This is a genomic window from Streptomyces sp. TAA204, from assembly GCF_000424965.1.
On record NZ_AUKW01000005.1, the window covers coordinates 174,494 to 192,438 of the forward strand.

At 72.5% G+C, this 17,945-nt stretch carries 20 protein-coding genes; 15 read left to right on the plus strand and 5 right to left on the minus strand.

Annotation, left to right across the window (positions count from 1 at the left end):
• Positions 1-228 precede the first annotated feature (228 nt).
• The 4 genes from H343_RS0111570 (at position 229) to H343_RS35560 (ending at position 4,380) form a co-directional block, all read left to right on the plus strand.
• A complete protein-coding gene (locus H343_RS0111570) occupies positions 229-1,482 on the plus strand; it encodes an NYN domain-containing protein (RefSeq protein WP_028431271.1) in 1,254 nt (417 codons plus the stop codon).
• A 60-nt stretch (positions 1,483-1,542) separates the two neighbouring features.
• Positions 1,543-2,571 carry an ABC transporter ATP-binding protein gene (locus H343_RS0111575; protein WP_486586872.1) on the plus strand — a complete coding sequence of 343 codons (1,029 nt, stop codon included), beginning with the start codon at positions 1,543-1,545 and terminating at the stop codon, positions 2,569-2,571.
• Positions 2,572-2,666: 95 nt separating this feature from the next.
• Positions 2,667-3,491: an ABC transporter permease gene (locus tag H343_RS0111580; protein ID WP_199778920.1), complete on the plus strand. Its 825-nt coding sequence runs from the start codon at positions 2,667-2,669 to the stop codon at positions 3,489-3,491.
• A 79-nt stretch (positions 3,492-3,570) separates the two neighbouring features.
• Positions 3,571-4,380 (plus strand): hypothetical protein, encoded by an 810-nt coding sequence (locus H343_RS35560; protein WP_199778913.1) that lies wholly within the window; start codon positions 3,571-3,573, stop codon positions 4,378-4,380.
• Positions 4,381-4,481: 101 nt separating this feature from the next.
• Here H343_RS35560 and ybaK read toward each other — a convergent pair whose 3' ends face one another.
• The 3 genes from ybaK to H343_RS0111600 all read right to left on the minus strand — a co-directional run bounded on the left by ybaK (position 4,482) and on the right by H343_RS0111600 (position 7,664).
• Complete coding sequence (gene ybaK / locus H343_RS0111590; RefSeq protein ID WP_028431274.1) at positions 4,482-4,988, minus strand: Cys-tRNA(Pro) deacylase; 507 nt, start codon at positions 4,986-4,988, stop codon at positions 4,482-4,484.
• 50 nt (positions 4,989-5,038) lie between these two features.
• Positions 5,039-5,872: an LON peptidase substrate-binding domain-containing protein gene (locus H343_RS0111595; RefSeq protein WP_028431275.1), complete on the minus strand. Its 834-nt coding sequence runs from the start codon at positions 5,870-5,872 to the stop codon at positions 5,039-5,041.
• Between the two features lie 166 nt (positions 5,873-6,038).
• Positions 6,039-7,664 carry a hypothetical protein gene (locus H343_RS0111600; protein ID WP_028431276.1) on the minus strand — a complete coding sequence of 542 codons (1,626 nt, stop codon included), beginning with the start codon at positions 7,662-7,664 and terminating at the stop codon, positions 6,039-6,041.
• A gap of 197 nt (positions 7,665-7,861) precedes the next feature.
• Between H343_RS0111600 and hisD the strand changes: the two genes are divergently transcribed.
• The 11 genes from hisD to H343_RS0111655 all read left to right on the plus strand — a co-directional run bounded on the left by hisD (position 7,862) and on the right by H343_RS0111655 (position 15,182).
• Entirely contained in the window at positions 7,862-9,256 is a 1,395-nt protein-coding gene (gene hisD, locus H343_RS30200; RefSeq protein ID WP_078505443.1) for a histidinol dehydrogenase, read from the plus strand.
• Complete coding sequence (locus H343_RS0111610) at positions 9,253-10,359, plus strand: histidinol-phosphate transaminase (RefSeq protein WP_028431277.1); 1,107 nt, start codon at positions 9,253-9,255, stop codon at positions 10,357-10,359. Before hisD ends, H343_RS0111610 begins: the two co-directional genes overlap by 4 nt.
• Positions 10,356-10,952: an imidazoleglycerol-phosphate dehydratase HisB gene (gene hisB, locus H343_RS0111615; protein WP_028431278.1), complete on the plus strand. Its 597-nt coding sequence runs from the start codon at positions 10,356-10,358 to the stop codon at positions 10,950-10,952. Before H343_RS0111610 ends, hisB begins: the two co-directional genes overlap by 4 nt.
• Positions 10,949-11,113, plus strand: coding sequence for a hypothetical protein (locus tag H343_RS35565; RefSeq protein ID WP_028431279.1), 165 nt, complete (start codon positions 10,949-10,951; stop codon positions 11,111-11,113). Before hisB ends, H343_RS35565 begins: the two co-directional genes overlap by 4 nt.
• Before the next feature lie 32 nt (positions 11,114-11,145).
• Complete coding sequence (gene hisH / locus H343_RS0111625) at positions 11,146-11,805, plus strand: imidazole glycerol phosphate synthase subunit HisH (RefSeq protein WP_037903531.1); 660 nt, start codon at positions 11,146-11,148, stop codon at positions 11,803-11,805.
• Positions 11,806-11,843: 38 nt separating this feature from the next.
• The gene (gene priA / locus H343_RS0111630) at positions 11,844-12,575 is read left to right on the plus strand and encodes a bifunctional 1-(5-phosphoribosyl)-5-((5-phosphoribosylamino)methylideneamino)imidazole-4-carboxamide isomerase/phosphoribosylanthranilate isomerase PriA (protein ID WP_028431281.1); all 732 of its coding nucleotides are present in this window, start codon (positions 11,844-11,846) and stop codon (positions 12,573-12,575) included.
• Positions 12,572-12,982, plus strand: a complete 411-nt coding sequence (locus H343_RS0111635) for a RidA family protein (RefSeq protein ID WP_028431282.1) — start codon at positions 12,572-12,574, stop codon at positions 12,980-12,982. The genes priA and H343_RS0111635 overlap by 4 nt, the downstream gene beginning before the upstream one ends.
• Before the next feature lie 103 nt (positions 12,983-13,085).
• A complete protein-coding gene (hisF, locus tag H343_RS0111640) occupies positions 13,086-13,856 on the plus strand; it encodes an imidazole glycerol phosphate synthase subunit HisF (RefSeq protein ID WP_028431283.1) in 771 nt (256 codons plus the stop codon).
• A gap of 117 nt (positions 13,857-13,973) precedes the next feature.
• Positions 13,974-14,261: an SH3-like domain-containing protein gene (locus tag H343_RS0111645; protein ID WP_028431284.1), complete on the plus strand. Its 288-nt coding sequence runs from the start codon at positions 13,974-13,976 to the stop codon at positions 14,259-14,261.
• Positions 14,254-14,595 carry an SH3-like domain-containing protein gene (locus H343_RS0111650; RefSeq protein WP_028431285.1) on the plus strand — a complete coding sequence of 114 codons (342 nt, stop codon included), beginning with the start codon at positions 14,254-14,256 and terminating at the stop codon, positions 14,593-14,595. Before H343_RS0111645 ends, H343_RS0111650 begins: the two co-directional genes overlap by 8 nt.
• A complete protein-coding gene (locus H343_RS0111655; RefSeq protein ID WP_028431286.1) occupies positions 14,592-15,182 on the plus strand; it encodes a nitrile hydratase subunit alpha in 591 nt (196 codons plus the stop codon). The genes H343_RS0111650 and H343_RS0111655 overlap by 4 nt, the downstream gene beginning before the upstream one ends.
• 64 nt (positions 15,183-15,246) lie before the next feature.
• Here the strand turns inward: H343_RS0111655 and H343_RS0111660 are convergent, their stop codons facing one another.
• On the minus strand, positions 15,247-15,999 hold the full coding sequence (locus tag H343_RS0111660) for a succinate dehydrogenase/fumarate reductase iron-sulfur subunit (protein ID WP_028431287.1): 753 nt from the start codon (positions 15,997-15,999) through the stop codon (positions 15,247-15,249).
• Complete coding sequence (locus tag H343_RS0111665) at positions 15,996-17,942, minus strand: fumarate reductase/succinate dehydrogenase flavoprotein subunit (protein ID WP_028431288.1); 1,947 nt, start codon at positions 17,940-17,942, stop codon at positions 15,996-15,998. Before H343_RS0111665 ends, H343_RS0111660 begins: the two co-directional genes overlap by 4 nt.
• Positions 17,943-17,945: the final 3 nt, after the last annotated feature.

The window sequence follows — 17,945 nt, forward strand, 5'->3', positions numbered from 1 at the left end:
CTCCTGGGGACCGTAAACGTTGGGCCGAAATCAGCCTGGCACGGGGGGAGGAGGCGCGCATTCCGAACAATCGGCGCGAGTGAGGCGGTTCTTCGCGCTGTTGCGGGACCACTGTGAGTGTGCCGCCACGCCGATGATCGTGGCCCGGCTGATAAGCCCTGTACGGTCGGGCAGACTCGAAGGAAAACGCAGCCTCGGCTGTGGCCGGTGACCGAGAGTGGGTGGATCGTGGATCGCTGCGTCGTCCTGGTGGACGCCGGTTACCTGTTGGGCGCCGCCGCGAGTCTGCTGGCCGGGGAGCCGGCGCGCTCACGGATCAGTGTGGACCACACGGCCCTGATCCGCGGTCTGCGCGAGCGGGCCGAGGCCGACACCCAGAGGGAACTGCTGCGGATCTACTGGTTCGACGGCGCTCCCGACCGGGTCCCCCAGCCGGAGCACCGCAGGCTCCGCGTGATGCCGCGCGTCACGGTACGGCTGGGTGCCCTGACCCGCAGTGACGGCCGCTGGGCACAGAAGGGCGTGGACGCGGCGATGCACGCCGAGCTCACCGAACTGGCCCGTAACCGTGCCTGCGCAGACATCGTGCTGGTCACGGGCGACGGCGACCTGCTGCCGGGCCTGATGTCGGCCAAGGAACACGGCGTCGCGGTGCACCTGTGGGCGGTGCAGGCCGCCGACGGCGACTACAACCAGTCCGAGGACCTGGTCGCCGAGGCCGACGAGCGGCGCGTGCTGGACCGCGCCTGGATCACCGAGGCCGTCCGGGCCACGGAAGTCTCGGGCGTGTGCGCGCCTCAGTCCGCCTCCCGCCCGGACATCGCCGCGATCCTCTCCGCACCGCTGCCCGAATCGGCCAAGAACGGCAGCGCCCCTCTCGCCTCCGCCTCCGACACGGCCGAGACCCCGGCAGCCGCCCCCGCCGACACCGCAGGCCAGGAGACCGAGGCGGGCAGCGGCAGGAGCGCGACGGGCGTGCCCACCCCCAAAGACCTCGCCGGGCTCGGCCGTCCCTCCTCCTCCCAGCCCGCGGGGGCCACCCCTCCGGGCGCGACGCTTCGCTGGTCCTCCGACCGCGGCTGGGTCGAGCGCGGGACGGGCGGCGAGTCGCCGGAGATCGCCGGGCTGCCGATGCTCGCCCAGCTGACGACGGCCGAACAGCGCTGGGCCGACCGTGAGGAGGACATCACCGCCGTCAGCGGTGACCCGTTCGAGGTGGGGCAGGTCTTCGCCCGCCGCTGGCTGGCGCGGCTCTCGGCGTCCTCGCACGTGCAGACGCTGGCTCGCGAGTATCCGCGCATTCCGCACCGCATCGACGGGGAGCTGCTGCGCTACGCCGCCAGGTTCGGCCTGCTCGCGCACAAGGACGACCAGATCGACGAGCACGACCGGTACGCGATCCGCGCGGGCTTCTGGCGCGAGGTGGACGTACCCGTCACGGGCGAGGCAGCCCCCGCGGAGGACGCCCCGGTCGCCGAGTGACCAACCGCAGCAGCGGCCCGTTGTCGGCCGGGCGCGTGCCGCAGCGTAGGCTCGTCGCTCGTGGGAACCGGCACACGGCAGCAGGCGGTGGAGGGCGTGGAGACGCCGACGCGGACCGCCGTGCGCATCGACGGGCTGGTCAAGACCTACCCGGCGGGCAGAAGCCGGCGCGGTGAGCCCCCCGCGCAGCCCGTACGCGCCTGTGACGGTGTGACCCTGCGGATGCGGCGCGGAGAGATCTTCGGACTGCTCGGACCGAACGGAGCGGGCAAGTCCACCGTCGTCAGACAGCTCGCCGGCCTTCTGCGGCCCGACGCGGGCACCGTCGACGTACTCGGGCACGATCTGGTGCGGCATCCGGAGCGCGCGGCGCGTCTGCTGGCCTATCTGGGCCAGGAGTCGAGCGCACTGGACGAGCTGACCGTCGCCCTCGCCGCCGAGACGACCGCACGGCTGCGCGGACTGGGCGCCTCCGCCGCGAAGCGCGAGCGTGACGCCGTGCTGGAGGAACTGGACCTGGGCGCCCTCGCGGGCCGTCCCCTGAAGAAGCTCTCCGGCGGGCAGCGACGGCTGGCCTGCGTCGCGGCGGCGCTGGCGGGGGAGCGGCCCCTGCTCGTACTCGACGAGCCGACCACGGGGATGGATCCGCTGGCGCGGCGTGCCGTGTGGGCGGCCGTGGACAGGCGCCGCACCGAGCACGGCGTCACGGTCCTGCTGGTGACGCACAACGTCATCGAGGCAGAGACGGTGCTGGACCGGGTCGCGGTGCTCGACCGGGGCCGGGTGATCGCCTGCGACACCCCCGGCGGGCTGAAGAGCACGGTCGGCGAGGACGTCCGGCTGGAGCTGGTCTGGCGCGACCGGGCGCCGGTCGAGGTGCCGCAGGTCGCCGAGCTGGCCACGCGGGCCACTGTCTCGGGCCGCCGCTGGACGCTGCGTCTGCCGCCGGAGGCGGCGCGTGAGGCCGTCGGCGTCGTCACCACGGGCGCGGCCTTCGCGGCACTGGACGACTTCTCGCTGGCCACGCCCAGCCTGGAGGACGTGTACCTGGCGCTGGGCGGCAGCGGGAAAGGTCTGGTGAAGGTGTGAGTACGGTCGCGGTGGCGCGAGCCGCGCGGGCACGGGCGGCGGCGGACGCGGCGGCCCGCGAGACGGCGGACGTGGAGGCGGACGTGGTGGTGGACGTGGAGGCAGACGCGGCCTCCCCCGCCCCCGCCTCCGCCCCAGTCACGGACGAGGACGAGGAGGCGGTCCCCGCGCCGCTGGCTCCCCGCGCGCGGCTGCTGCCCGCGCTCGGCGCCGTCTACCGTGCTCAGCTCTCGCGGGCGCGGGTCGCCCGTATCCCGCTGCTGTTCGTGGCGACGTTCCAGTCGCTGGGGATCATGGTGCTGATGCGGGGTGTCGTCGACGGCGGCGCGGAATCGCGGGCGGTGGTGGCCGGGTCGAGCGTGCTGGTGGTGGCCTTCGTGGCGCTGAACCTGCTCGCCCAGTACTTCGGACAGCTCAGGGCGGGCGGTGGACTCGACCACTACGCGACGCTGCCGGTGCCCGCCGCGGCCGTCGTGCTGGGCGCGGCGGGCGCGTACGCGTCCTTCACCGTGCCGGGAGTGGCCGTCACGGCGCTCGCGGGCGGACTGCTCTACCAGCTTCCGCTGGGCGGGCTGTGGGTGCTGGCCGCGGTCGTCCCCCTGGCCGGAGCGGCACTGGCCGGACTCGGCGCGGCGCTCGGGCTGCTCGCCCCGAAGCCGGAACTGGCCACGCTCTGCGGCCAGCTCGGCATGTCTGCAGCCCTGCTGCTGGGCGTACTGCCCGGCGAGCGGCTGCCCGCGCCTGTGGAGGTGCTGCGGGACCTGCTGCCCTCGACGTACGGGGTGGAGGCGCTGACCCGCGCCTTCGAGAGAAGCCCCGACTGGGCGCTCGCGGGGCTGGACCTGGGCGTGTGCGCGGCCGTCGGTGTGGTGTCGCTGGCCGTCGCGACGTGGGCGTACCGGCGGGCGGCCGTGCGCTGAGCAGGAGCGGCTGCCGCGACCTGTGACGCATGTGACGCCCGGTGCCCGGACAGACGCCGGCGCCTGGCACGATGGCGTGGTGACCGCACCGACGCCTTCCACACCCGATCCCGAGCGTCCCCGGGGCGCAGACCGGCACGACGGCCGGGGACGGTCCGGCTCCGCCCGCGAGCCCGGCCACGACCGTCAGGGTGATCCCGCCGGCGAGGGGCCCCGGCTCCCGGAGGGCGGCTGGACGACGCACCCCGTGGCCTACCCGGTGCAGGACGTGTACGAGTCCGGCCCGGATGTGCGCGGCGAAGTGCGCGCGGGGGCGCTGTGCGCGCTCGTCCTGACCGTGCTCGGCGTGGGGCTCGGCCTGATGTGGCTGTGGCTTGCGCCGAGAGTGCCGCTGGTGACCGTCGACGGCAGCGTCTTCCTCAAGGACCCCGAGGGCGAGGAGGCCGTGGGCGCCGACGGCACGTTCGTACTGCTGGCGCTGGGCTTCGGAGTGGTCACGGGGCTGCTGGCCTTCCTGCGCAGCCGCACGGGCGGCATCGGTCTCGTCGTCGGACTCGCGCTGGGGGCCCTGCTCGGGTCCGTGGTCGCGTGGCGGTTCGGCGTCTGGCTGGGGCCCGAGAGCGACCTGGTCGCCGCGGCGAAGGCCGCGGGTTCGGGGGAGACCTTCGAGGGGCCGCTGAAGCTGCAGGCGAAGAGTGCCCTGCTGGTGTGGCCGCTGATGGCGCTCATCTTCCATCTGCTCCTCACCGGGCTGCTCGGAAGGGACGCGGACCTCGGTGAGCCCTGGTATCCGCCGCGCGAAGGCCCGGAGGGGGGCCCGCAGGGGCAGCCCGGTGAGGCGGCAGGGCCGGCGCGGCCGGGGGACGGGGAAGCTCCGAAGGGCTGGTAGCGCGGAGCCGCCGCGGGACCGGCACGGACGGCGGGCACCCGTGGCCTGCTGTCAGCGGCGCCTGTGTTCGCCCCGTCCCCGCACAGCACGCCCGTCCGGCGTCACGTGCCACTCGTACGAGCGATGGGTGCCGTGACCGCGCCGGTCAGATCCGCCAGATCCGCGGGCGCCAGCTCGATCTCCAGCCCCCTGCGCCCCGCGGAGACACAGATGGTGGGATGCCGCCCTGCCGAGTCGTCCACAACCGTGGGCAGCCGCCTCCGCTGCCCCAGCGGTGAGACACCGCCCAGCACATAGCCCGTCGTACGCTCGACGGCCGCCGGATCGGCCATGGCGGCTCTCTTGCCGCCCGCCGCGGATGCGAGCGCCTTCAGGTCGAGCGAGGCCGACACCGGTACGACCGCCACCGTCAGGGACCCGTCGACCTGGGCCACAAGGGTCTTGAAGACCCGCCCCGGGTCGAGGCCCAGGGCCTGCGCCGCCTCCTGGCCGTAGGAGGGCGCCGCCGGGTCGTGCTCGTAGGAGTGCGTGGTGAACTCCACTCCGGCCCGCGTGGCGGCCAGAGTCGCCGGGGTCGCCTGCGCCTGCCGCTGCTTCTTCTTCGCCACCTGACTGCTCCCGCCGCCCCGCCGGGGGCTCATCCTGCGTTGGTCACCGTTCAGTTGGGGCTGGTCGGCTCACGCGTCAGATCGGGTGAGGGGAGGGAGGGGAGCTTCCCGATCACCGCCGTCTCCCGGCGAAGGATCTTCAGCTCGTCCGCCAGACGTGTCGCCGTGTCCGGCGCCTGCAGCAGCCGCTGCTTGGTGGGCGTGTCCAGGATGGTCGCGGCGGCCACCAGATAGGAGACGACGGACGGGTCGTCCGGCAGCTCCTGGCCGGCGGCCAGGGTGCGCTCCCTCGCGCTGGCCAGCCGCTTCTGGTAGCCGCGGAAGGCACGCAGCACGCCGGAGGCCAGAGCACCCGCGCCGTCGCCCTCATCCTCCGGCAACTCCTCGATCTCGCCCATGAGATAGGGGCCGGTGGCGTCCACCGAGAGCAGCCGGAACCGGGTGGTGCCGGTGGCCAGGACCTCGTAGCCCGAACCGTCCGCGGCCTCGCCGTCCTCCTCGGGGGAGGCGTCGCCGCCGGCGTCGCCCGTGCCCGCCGCGGCCGCGTCCGACGCCGCGCCGCCCGCCGCACCCGCGCGTTCGCGGATGGTCGAGGCGTCGGCGACGCAGCCGACGGAGTAGAAGGAGGCCATGGGGTCGGGCCCGAAGCCGGCCGTCGCGTCGGTGCCCGGGACCGGCGCGGTCTCGGGCAGGCCCGTGGAGGTCTGTGCGACCTCCCGGCCGTCGCGGATGGCCACGACGCCGAAGCGGCGCGGTGTGTCCTCGGGGATCTCCAGCAGATCGCGCATCAGCGCGCGGTACCGCTGTTCGAAGATGTTCAACGGCAGCACCAGGCCAGGGAACAGCACCGAGTTGAGCGGGAAGAGCGGAAGCGCGGTTGTCACAACGCGTAAGCCTAAAGCCTTCGGGGCGTGCCCGGTGCTTCCGCTCGGTCAGCGGCCGCCGGCAGGTCCGCCGAACCGGGGGTCCGCCCGGCCGGGACGCGTCCGGCGCCGGTCCGCGCGTTCCCGCGGTTCACCGGCGGGAACGCGAGCCCGTGCGGCCGGTCCCTCACTGGCGGCGCAGCAGCCGGGTCGCGCCCGTCGCCACCGTCGTCGCCAGCACCCAGCCGAGAAGGATCATGACCGCCGCCAGCCACTGGTACGCCCCCGCCGGGTTGAAGGCGTTGTCCTGCCCGAAGGAGATCACCGGAAGCAGCAGGTCGAGGGAGTAGAGCGCCGCGTTCCAGTGCGGCGACTCCTCGTCCTTGAGCGGGGCGGGTGGATGCGTTCTGAAGAGCATGGCGCTCGCCGCCCACAGCACCGCCATCCACAGGGCGGCCTGAGCCGGACGGTATCCGTAGGCGACCGTCAGGTCCTGGAGGTAGCCCCACACCTTGCCCACCAGCGGCAGCGTCTCGCGCCGCCGGCGCTGCTTGGCGAGCAGCACCGCGCGGGCGTTGGTGTCCTCCCCGCTGTTGCGGTACATCAGCGCCAACTGCTCGTACGGCAGCGGTGAGTACTCCGGCGTGGCCGTCGCGAGCCACTGCAGGCGCTCGCGGACGTTGAAGTGCCCCTCCTTGGGGATCGCCTGCTGGTAGGTGAATCCCGCCATCCACAGGCGCTGGTCGCGTGGCCAGCTTCCGACCCGGTCGAGCAGTTTCTCCACCGAGGCACCGGAGAGGACGATCAGTCCGCGTTCCGTCGCCCGCGGGGTGAAGTTCAGCTCGGGCGTCTGGATGCGCCGCAGGGAGAGTTCCTGGTCCCGCTGCAGCTCGAAGCGTGCGTTCTCGATGACGAGCGACGAGCCGAACCGTCCGTCGTCCAGCACCACTCCGCCCGTGCACTCGAAGTGGCGCGTACGCCAGCGGCTCCCGCCCTCGGAGGTGAAGGGGGCGGGGGCGCCCACCGGGGTGCCCCCGGGCGGTGTCGCGCCCTGGATCTGCGGGGAGCGGCCGCGGGTGGCGTCGGCGAAGCTGGCGACCTGCTCGACGGTCATCTGAGGGGCGTAGAGGGCGTAGCGGCCCTTGGTGTTGCGCAGCGTCGACCCGAACATGTGCAGCGAGCTGCCGATCGTCGCTCCGCGCAGGCTCACCTCGCCGTCGGTCATCAGCAGGCTCGCCTGGAGTTCCTGGGAGACGGTGATGCCGTCCGCGGCGACCGCCCGGATGCGGCGCCCGCTGCCCACGGTGGCCTCGTTGAGCATCAGGTCGGTGCCGATGGCGGCGTCGGTGAGCTTGATGCCTTCGGGTATCGAGCAGCGCGGCAGGTGGAGGTCGCCGTCGGTGGTCAGCCGGGCGGCCTCCAGGCGCGGTATGTAGCAGTCGACGAGGCGCGCGGTGTTGATGCGGGCCTCGGCCAGGCGCACCTCACGCTCGAAGCGGCACTGCCGCAGCTCGAAGTACGGTTCGATGGCCCCGCCGGAGAGGTCGAGCACGTCCTTGACGTAGGCACCCGACAGGTGCAGCGAGGCGACCCGGCCCAGCAGCGGGGGCGGGCCGTGCAGGAGCAGCAGCGCGATGACGCGGGCGCGGACGGTGCGGGCCTCGCCCCACTCGTGGTCGCCGTTCGGATCGTCGAGTTCCGGTTCGCCGCTGCACAGGTCGTACTCGCTGCCGTTGAGGAACGCCTGCCACATTCCCCACTCGGCTCTCGTCAGCCAGGAAGGCGGTTCCCTGGACTCCAGTGACTCGCTCACCGGTTCGCTTCCCCCTGTTCTCTTCGGTGGTCGTCGCCCGGGTATGTCTGCCGGCCGGGGCCGGGCCCCCGGTACGTAGCGCTTCCTTCCCTCTCCGTGACCGGATGAACGCCCGAGGCGACGATCGTCTCCCGGGATGCGTATCACTCACTGATACGGACGTCCGGTGTGCGTGCGCGGTCTGAGAGACTGGACCCGTGATCTCCCGAATCGACCTGCGCGGTTCCGCCCTGTCTTCGGACGGCGGGATCGACCGTGACCTGCTGCCCCGTGCCGAGCTCGACGTCGAGGCCGCCCTGGAGAAGGTGCGGCCGATCTGTGACGACGTCAGGCATCGCGGCACGGCGGCGCTCGTCGAGTACGCGCAGCGGTTCGAGGGCGTGACGCTGGAGCGTGTCCGGGTCCCGCGGGAGGCGCTCACCGAGGCGCTGCGCCGCCTCGACCCGGACGTGAGGGCGGCGCTGGAGGAGTCCGTACGGCGCGCCCGCATCGTCCACCGCGCGCAGCGGCGCGGGGACTCGACGGTCACCGTCGTCCCCGGCGGCACCGTCACCGAGCGCTGGGTGCCCGTCGAGCGGGTCGGGTTGTACGTGCCGGGCGGACGTGCCGTCTATCCGTCCTCCGTGGTGATGAACGTGGTGCCGGCGCAGGAGGCGGGCGTCGGCTCGCTGGCGGTCACCTCGCCGCCGCAGCCGGAGCACGGCGGGCTGCCGCACCCGACCGTCCTCGCCGCGTGCGCGCTGCTCGGCGTGGACGAGGTGTACGCGGCGGGCGGAGCGCAGGCGGTCGCGATGTTCGCTCACGGCACCGAGGAGTGCGCGCCCGTCCAGATGGTGACCGGCCCCGGCAACATCTACGTGGCCGCGGCGAAGCGGCTGCTCAAGGGCCGCATCGGCATCGACTCCGAGGCCGGCCCGACCGAGATCGCGATCCTCGCCGACGACACCGCCGACCCGGTGCACGTCGCCGCCGACCTCATCAGCCAGGCCGAGCACGACACGGTGGCGGCCGCCGTGCTGGTCACGCCGTCCGTGGAGCTCGCCGGGGCGGTCGAGGCAGAGCTTAAGGAGCAGGTCGCTCTCACCCGGCACCGGGAGCGCATCCGTGAGGCGCTGGGCGGACGGCAGTCGGGCATCGTGCTCGTCGACTCCCTCGAGGACGGGCTCGCGGTGGTCGACGCCTACGCCGCCGAACACCTGGAGATCCAGACGGCCGACGCGCCCGGCTGTGCGGCGCGGGTGCGCAACGCGGGCGCGGTCTTCGTCGGCCCGTACGCCCCCGTCTCCCTCGGCGACTACTGCGCCGGCTCCAACCACGTGCTGCCGACGGGCGGTTGCGCCTGTCACTCCTCCGGGCTGTCCGTGCAGTCCTTCCTGCGCGGCATCCACGTCGTGGACTACACGCGCGACGCCCTCGCGGAGGTCACGCATCACGTCGTCACCCTCGCGGAGGCCGAGGACCTGCCGGCGCACGGCGCGGCGCTGATGGCGCGCTTCGGCCCGGGCGGGCGCCCCGACGGGACCGCCGGGCGGGCCGCCGGGGAAGAGAACAGGGACGAGCCAGCTGACGGGAAGGTGCCGCAGAGCAAGTGACCGGCATTGAATCGCTCCCCATCCGGGACGAGTTGCGCGGCAAGACCCCGTACGGCGCCCCGCAGCTGGACGTGCCCGTACGGCTGAACACGAACGAGAACCCCTATCCGCTGCCGGAGGAGCTGGTCCGCCGCATCGCGGAGCGGGTCACCGAAGCCGCCCGTACGCTGAACCGCTATCCCGACCGGGACGCGGTCACTCTGCGCACCGCCCTGGCCGCCTACCTCAGCCGGACGACAGGCTTCACCGTCCACCACGGCCAGGTCTGGGCGGCCAACGGCTCCAACGAGGTGCTCCAGCAGCTTCTGCAGACCTTCGGCGGACCCGGCCGCACCGCCCTCGGGTTCGAGCCCTCGTACTCGATGCACGGTCTCATCGCGCGCGGCACCGGTACGAACTGGCTGTCCGGGGCCCGCCGTGAGGATTTCACGATCGACACCGCCGGGGCCGTCCGCCAGATCGCCGAGCACCGGCCCGACGTGGTCTTCGTCTGCTCGCCGAACAACCCGACGGGCACGGCCGTCGACAGCGGGACCGTGGCCGAGCTGTACGAGGCGGCGCAGGCGGCCAAGCCGTCGATGCTCGTCGTGGACGAGGCCTACGGCGAGTTCTCGCACCGCCCCTCGCTGCTGCCCCTGATCGAGGGCCGTCCGAATCTGGTCGTGAGCCGTACCATGTCCAAGGCGTTCGGGGCGGCCGGGCTGCGGCTGGGCTATCTCGCCGCCGACCCGGCCGTCGTGGACGCGGTGCAGCTCGTGCGGCTGCCGTACCACCTCTCGGCGGTCACCCAGGCCACCGCGCTGGCCGCCCTCGAACACACCGACACGCTGCTGGGATACGTCCGGCGGCTCAAGGACGAGCGGGACCGGCTGGTGCGGGAGCTGCGTGCCCTCGGCTGCGAAGTCACCGACTCCGACGCGAATTTCGTGCAGTTCGGACGCTTCGGCGACGCGCACGCGACATGGCAGGCCCTGCTGGAGCACGGCGTGCTCGTACGGGACAACGGAGTGCCCGGACGGCTGCGGGTGACGGCCGGCACCCCCGAAGAGAACGACGCGTTCCTCGACGCGGTACGTGCAGTGACGAAGGAGACCCCCCGATGACTCCACCCCGCGTGGGCCGCGTGGAGCGCACCACGAAGGAGACCTCGGTCCTCGTCGAGATCGACCTCGACGGCACCGGGAAGGCCGGCATCGCCACAGGCGTCGGCTTCTACGACCACATGCTCGACCAGCTCGGCCGCCACGGCCTCTTCGACCTGACCGTCAAGACCGAGGGCGACCTGCACATCGACAGCCACCACACCATCGAGGACACCTCCCTCGCCCTGGGCGCCGCCTTCAAGCAGGCGCTCGGCGACAAGAGCGGCATCCGGCGCTTCGCCGACGCGTCCGTACCGCTGGACGAGTCGCTGGCCCAGGTGACGGTCGACCTGTCGGGACGCCCGTATCTGGTGCACCGCGAGCCGGAGGGCATGGCGCCCATGATCGGTGAGTACGACACGACGATGACGCGGCACATCCTGGAGTCCTTCGTGGCGCAGGCGCAGGTCGCGCTGCACGTCCACGTGCCGTACGGGCGCAACGCGCACCACATCGTCGAGTGCCAGTTCAAGGCGCTGGCCCGCGCCCTGCGGTACGCCAGCGAGCCGGACCCGCGCCAGAACGGCATCCCCTCGACGAAGGGCGCGCTGTGACGGGTCTGGCGGCGCTTCTGATCTTCGTCGGCCTCTTCCTGCTCGGCGGAGCGATCTCCTTCTGGCGGCAGAAGCTGCCCAGGGGCGTCGTCGCCGTCCTCGGCACGGGCGCGCTGCTGGCGCTGCTCGCGGGCGTCCTGAGGCTGGAGGTCTTCTCGTGAGCGGGGAGTTGAGCGGGGACGTGAGCGGGGAGTTGAGCGGGAGCGGCCGGGGCAAGAAGGTCGTCGTCCTCGACTACGGCTTCGGCAACGTCCGTTCGGCGGAGCGCGCCGTGGCACGTACCGGCGCCGAGGTGGTCATCAGCCGCGACTACGACGCGGCCATGGCGGCGGACGGGCTGCTGGTGCCCGGCGTCGGCGCGTTCGCGGCGTGCATGGAAGGGCTGCGGGAGGCCCGCGGCGACTGGATCATCGAGCGCCGGCTCGCGGGCGGCCGTCCGGTGCTGGGGATCTGCGTCGGAATGCAGATCCTCTTCTCGCGCGGCATCGAGCACGGCGTCGAGGCCGAGGGTATGGGCGAATGGCCCGGCACGGTCGGGCCGTTGAAGGCCGACGCCGACCACGCCGTACCCCACATGGGCTGGAACACCGTCACGCCCGGTGCGGGCTCGCGGCTCTTCGACGGGCTGACGGGGCAGACCCGCTACTACTTCGTCCACTCCTACGCCGTGCACGACTGGGAGCTGGCGGTGACCCATCCCGGCATGCCCGCGCCGGTCGTGAGCTGGGCCGAGCACGGTGCGCCGTTCGTGGCCGCCGTGGAGAACGGCCCGCTGTGGGCGACCCAGTTCCACCCCGAGAAGTCCGGCGACGCCGGCGCCCGGCTGCTGTCCAACTGGGCCGGGACCCTCTGAAACCGCACCCACCGAACCGAGAGAGGCCCAGAGAGCCTGTGTCCACGCCCACGCTGGAACTCCTCCCCGCCGTCGACGTCCGCGACGGGCAGGCCGTGCGCCTCGTCCACGGCGAGTCCGGCTCCGAGACGGCCTACGGAGACCCGCTCGAGGCCGCGCTCGCCTGGCAGCGCGCCGGCGCGCAGTGGCTGCATCTCGTCGACCTCGACGCCGCCTTCGGCACGGGCGACAACCGCGCCCGCATCGCGGAGGTGGCCGGAGCCATGGACATCAAGGTCGAGCTCTCCGGCGGCATCCGCGACGACGACACCCTCGCCGCCGCCCTGGCCACCGGCTGCCGCCGCGTCAACCTGGGCACCGCCGCGCTGGAGACCCCCGAGTGGGTCGCCAAGGTCATCGCGGAGCACGGCGACAGGATCGCCGTCGGCCTGGACGTACGCGGAACGACCTTGCGCGGCCGCGGCTGGACGCGCGACGGCGGTGACCTGTACGAGACGCTGGCGCGGCTGGACGCGGAGGGCTGCGCGCGCTACGTGGTCACCGACATCAACAAGGACGGCACGCTCAAGGGCCCCAACCTCGAACTGCTGCGCAGCGTCTGCGCCGTCACCGGCCGTCCCGTCGTCGCCTCCGGCGGCGTCTCCTCCCTGGACGACCTGCGGGCGATCGCCACGCTGGTCCCGGAGGGCGTCGAGGGCGCCATCGTGGGGAAGGCCCTCTACGCCAAGGCGTTCACCCTGGAAGAGGCATTGGAGGCCGTCTCGTCATGACCCCGCCCGAACCGCGTGACGTGGAGCGTGTGCAGTCCGCAAGCCCCTGGGAGGAGACGATCGGGTTCGCCCGTGCCGTCGCGGCGGGCGACCGGGTGCTCGTCGCCGGGACGCTGCCGCTGGCGGACGGCGGACAGCTGATGGGGGAGGGCTCTCCGTACGAGCAGACGAAGGCGGCGTTCGGCAACGCCCTGAAGGCCCTCGCCCCGTTCGGCCTCGACGCTTCGTCGGTGATCCGCACCCGGACGTACCTCACGCACGCGCGTGACGTCGACGACGTGGGCCGCGCGCACCGGGAGATCTTCGACGAGGTGCGGCCCGCCGCGACGGTCGTGGTCGTCTCCGGCTTCGTGGACTCTCGGGTCCTGGTCGAGGTGGAGCTGGAGGCCTACCGCGGCGGCGGGTGAGGGAACCCCTGTCCCGTACGCCCGGTCCCGTACGCCCCGGAGCGCGTACCCAGTGAACAGCCGGATCACCGAACCACCGCACCACCGCAAGGAGTCCGCAACCGTGTCCGTGGCCGTACGAGTCATCCCCTGCCTGGACGTGGACGCAGGCCGGGTCGTCAAGGGCGTCAACTTCCAGAACCTGCGCGACGCGGGCGACCCCGTCGAGATGGCCAAGGTCTACGACGCCGAGGGCGCCGACGAGTTGACGTTCCTCGACATCACCGCCTCCTCGTCCGACCGTGAGACCACCTACGACGTGGTGCGCCGCACCGCCGAACAGGTCTTCATCCCGCTGACGGTCGGCGGCGGCGTCCGCAGCGGCGACGACGTCAACAGGCTGCTGCGCGCGGGAGCGGACAAGGTCGGCGTCAACACCGCGGCCATCGCGCGTCCCGAGCTGATCCGCGAGATCGCGCAGAGGTTCGGCCGCCAGGTGCTGGTGCTGTCGGTGGACGCGCGACGCTGCGGCGGGGGCGCCTCCACCCCGTCCGGCTTCGAGGTCACCACGCACGGCGGCCGCCGCGGCACGGGCATCGACGCTGTCGAATGGGCACACCGGGCAGCGGAGTTGGGCGCGGGAGAGATTCTGCTCAACTCCATGGACGCGGACGGCACCAAGGACGGCTACGACACGGTGATGATCGAGGCCGTACGGAAGCAGGTCTCGGTCCCCGTCGTCGCGTCGGGCGGGGCCGGCCGCCTGGAGCACTTCGCACCGGCGGTCTCCGCGGGCGCCGACGCCGTACTGGCCGCGTCGGTCTTCCACTTCGGCGACCTGCGGATCGGTCAGGTGAAGGAGGCGCTGCGCGCTGACGGAGCGCCGGTGCGCTGAACGGCAGCCGGGCACGCGCCGGGCTGTTTCCGGTGATGTCGTCCAGCGCCGTGACGTGCCGGGACGGGCGGCTCCGTACGCACTGCCGGGCGCCCTCCGGGGCGGTAACCTCGCTCCATGAGCAGGGTGAACGACGTCGGCGGGCAGACGGGTTTCGGGCCCGTCGTGCGCGAGGAGAACGAGCCGGTCTTCCACGCGGACTGGGAGGCGCGGGTCTACGCGCTGAACACCGCCCTCGTACGGCGCGGCGTTTACACGCTGGACGAGTTCCGGGACGCCGTCGAACGGATGCCGCCGCATGAGTACTTGGCGGCGTCCTACTACGAACGCTGGCTCCACGCCATCGAAACGCTCACCGCCGGGCGCGGCGTCCCCGCGGACGGGGAGGCGTCCCGCGATGGGTGACGGCACGGGCAGTGCACCCCGCACACCCGGCGCTGCCGCCCGCTTCGCACCGGGGGAGCGGGTCCTCACCCGTGCCCTCGACCCCGACCGGCACACCCGGCTTCCGGCCTACGCACGCGGCAGGCCCGGACGCGTCCTGGCCGTCACCGGAAGCTGGCCGCTGGCCGACGACGTGGCGGAGCGCTGCGCCGCGCCGCGTGTGGAGCCCGTCTACACGGTGGCCTTCGAGGCGCGTGACCTGTGGGGCGCGGGGACGCACGAGGTGACGCTCGATCTGTGGCAGTCCTATCTGGAGCCGCTGCCCTCCGACTCCCGTGAGGAGCCCGTCACATGAGCGGAACGCACACAGGCAACCCGGTCGCGGCCCGCGTCCGCCGGCTGGAGGAGCGACTGATCGCCGCGGGGCAGGTGACCGACGGTGAACTGGACACCGTCCTCACCGCCGTCCTGGAAGGCGCCTCCCCGCTCAACGGCGCCCGCATCGTCGCGCACGCCTGGAGCGACGCCGGCTTCCGCGACAGACTGCTGGCCGACGCGAACTCCGCCCTCCCCGAGGTGGGCCTGTCCATGGCGGGCGGTCTGCAGGAGCAGCGGCTGAAGGTCGTCGCCAACACTCCCGAACGGCACAACGTCCTGGTCTGCACGCTGTGTTCGTGCTATCCGGTGGCGCTGCTCGGGCCGTCCCCGTCCTGGTACAAGAGCGAGGCGTACCGCTCCCGCGTCGTACGTGAACCGCGCGCCGTACTGGCGGAGTTCGGCCTGGACCTCCCCGCCGGGCGCGAGATCACGGTCTGGGACTCCAGCGCCGAGAGCCGCTATCTGGTCCTGCCGCAACGCCCGCCCGGTACGCAGGAGTTGACCGAGGACCAGCTTGCGCGGCTGGTCACCCGCGAGGGACTCATCGGGACGTCGGCGGTCTGAGAGGCCCAGCCCTCCGCCGTCCGTCAGCCGACAGCCGGACGGCCCCGGGGCCGTCACCCGTTCGTCAGCCCTCTCGTGCCGCGCCGCGTGCCGCCCGCAGGTACTCGCGGTTCATGGCGGAGATCGAGAAGAGCGGGATGTCCTTCGGGCAGGCCGTCGCGCATTCGCCCGCCAGCGTGCAGCCGCCGAAGCCCTCCTCGTCCATCTGCCCCACCATCTCCACGACACGGGACTCCCGTTCGGGCGCGCCCTGCGGCAGCGCGGCCAGATGGTTGACCTTGGCGGAGGTGAAGAGCATCGCCGAGCCGTTGGGGCACGCCGCCACGCAGGCGCCGCAGCCGATGCACTCCGCGTGCTCGAACGCCGTCTCGGCGGCGGCCTTCGGCACGGGCGTGGCGTGCGCGTCCGGGGCGGAGCCGGTGGCGACGCTGATGTAGCCGCCCGCTCCGACGATGCGGTCCAGCGCTCCGCGGTCGACCACCAGGTCCTTGACCACCGGGAACGCCGAGGCCCGCCACGGTTCGACGTCGATCGTGTCGCCGTCCTCGAAGTGCCGCATGTGGAGCTGGCAGGCGGTGGTGCGTTCGGGCCCGTGCGCCTGGCCGTTGATGACCATGCCGCAGGCGCCGCAGATGCCCTCGCGGCAGTCGTGGTCGAAGGCGACGGGGTCCTCGCCGTCCCGGATCAGCTCCTCGTTGAGGGTGTCCAGCATCTCCAGGAACGACATCTGCGGTGAGATCCCGTCCACTTCGTAGGCGCGCATCCCGCCAGGAGCGTCGCCTGCCGGCTGCCGCCAGATGTTGAGTGTGAGCCTCATGCGTAGCTCCGCTGCGTGGGGTGTACGTATTCGAAGTCCAGCTCTTCCCGGTGCAGGACGGGTGGTTCGCCGGTGCCGGTGTGCTCCCATGCGGCGGCGTAGGAGAAGTGCTCGTCGTCGCGGCGCGCCTCGCCGTCCGGCGTGCGGCTCTCCTCGCGGAAGTGGCCGCCGCAGGACTCGGTGCGGTGCAGGGCGTCCAGGCACATCAGCTCGGCCAGTTCGAGGTGGTCGGAGATGCGGTTGGCCTTCTCCAGCGACTGGTTGAGCTCCTCGCCGCCGCCCGGCACGCTGACGCGTCGCCAGAACTCCTCACGCAGCGACGGGATGCGCTCCAGCGCCTTGCGCAGGCCCGTCTCCGTACGGGCCATGCCGCACTCGTCCCACAGGAGTTCGCCCAGTTCCTTGTGGAAGGACTCGGGGGTGCGGTCGCCGCCGACGTGAAGCAGGCTCTCCAGACGTGAGGTGACGGCTCCGACGGCCTCGGTCACCGCAGGGTGGCCGTGCGGGAGTTCCTCGTGCGGATGGCGGGCGAGGTAGTCGCCGAGGGTGGCGGGCAGGACGAAGTAGCCGTCCGCGAGGCCCTGCATGAGGGCGGAGGCACCCAGCCGGTTCGCGCCGTGGTCGGAGAAGTTGGCCTCGCCGATCGCGAACAGGCCGGGGACGGTGGTCTGCAGGTCGTAGTCCACCCACAGCCCGCCCATCGTGTAGTGGATCGCCGGGTAGATCCGCATGGGCGTGGTGTACGGGTCCTCCGCGGTGATCCGCTCGTACATCTCGAAGAGGTTGCCGTACTTCTCCTCGACGGCGTCCCTGCCCATGCGGGCGACGGCGTCGGCGAAGTCGAGGTAGACGCCCTGGCCGCCGGGCCCCACGCCGCGTCCCTCGTCGCAGACCTTCTTCGCGGCGCGTGAGGCGATGTCGCGCGGGACGAGGTTGCCGAACGCGGGATAGGCCCGCTCCAGGTAGTAGTCCCGCTCCCCGGGCGGGATCTGCGCGGGCGGCCGGTCGTCGCCCCGTGCCGTGGGCACCCAGATGCGGCCGTCGTTGCGCAACGACTCGCTCATCAGCGTCAGTTTGGACTGGTGGTCGCCGGAGCGGGGGATGCAGGTCGGATGGATCTGCGTGAAGCAGGGGTTGGCGAAGTACGCGCCGCGCCGGTGCGCCCGCCAGATCGCGGTGGCGTTGGAGTTCTTGGCGTTGGTCGACAGATGGAAGACGTTGCCGTAGCCGCCCGTCGCCAGCACCACGGCGTCGGCGAAGTAGGTCTCCACCCGGCCGGTCACCAGATCCCGCGCGACGATGCCGCGCGCACGCCCGTCCGCCACGATCAGGTCGAGCATCTCGGTACGCGGATGCATCTCCACGTTGCCCGCGGAGATCTGCCGGGACAGCGCCTGGTAGGCGCCCAGCAGCAGCTGTTGTCCGGTCTGGCCGCGGGCGTAGAACGTACGGGAGACCTGGACGCCGCCGAAGGAGCGGGTGTCGAGCAGTCCCCCGTACTCGCGTGCGAAGGGGACGCCCTGGGCGACGCACTGGTCGATGATCTCCACGGAGATCTGCGCCAGCCGGTGCACGTTGGACTCGCGGGCGCGGAAGTCGCCGCCCTTGACCGTGTCGTAGAAGAGCCGGTGCACGGAGTCGCCGTCGTTGCGGTAGTTCTTGGCGGCGTTGATGCCGCCCTGCGCGGCGATGGAGTGCGCGCGGCGGGGCGAGTCCTGGTAGCAGAACTGGACGACACGGTAGCCCTGTTCGGCCAGTGTGGCGCCGGCGGAGCCGCCCGCCAGGCCCGTACCGACCACGATGACCGTGTACTTACGGCGGTTGGCCGGGTTGACCAGCTTCGCGTCGAAGCGGCGGGTGTCCCAGCGCCTGGCGACGGGCCCTGAGGGGGCCTTGGTGTCGGCGACGGGTTCGCCGGTGCGGTGGTCGAGGTAGCGGCTCATGCG